Source organism: Cognatundibacterium luofuense (assembly GCF_018139685.1).
Taxonomy (GTDB): Bacteria; Pseudomonadota; Gammaproteobacteria; order Burkholderiales; family Burkholderiaceae_D; genus Undibacterium; species Undibacterium luofuense.
In genome coordinates, this window is sequence record NZ_JAGSPN010000487.1 from 1 (window position 1) to 309 (window position 309).

Here is a 309-nt window from a genome sequence, read left to right on the forward strand (position 1 = left end):
CATCATCACCAACGGCAAATACCGCATTTGGACGCCGGTTACCGGCGCCGGCCATCAGTTTCAGCCATTTATATTGCAGGTCATTGGTATCCTGAAACTCGTCGACCAGTATATGACGGAAGCGCTCCTGATAATGCTCACGCAGTGGCTGATTGCGACTCAGCAATTCGTAAGTGCGCAACAGCAGTTCGGCAAAATCGACCACGCCTTCACGCTGACATTGCGCATCATATAAATCATACAGCCCGACCATCTTGCGATTGAAATCATCGCTGGCATCCACCTGCGCCGCTCGTAAGCCCTGATCTT

The 309-nt window shown here is 51.8% G+C and carries 1 protein-coding gene; it reads right to left on the reverse strand.

From position 1 onward, the window contains the following. Positions 1 to 309, reverse strand: a 309-nt coding sequence (locus tag KDM89_RS21345; RefSeq protein WP_212689801.1) for a UvrD-helicase domain-containing protein, incomplete at both ends; no start/stop codon positions are given.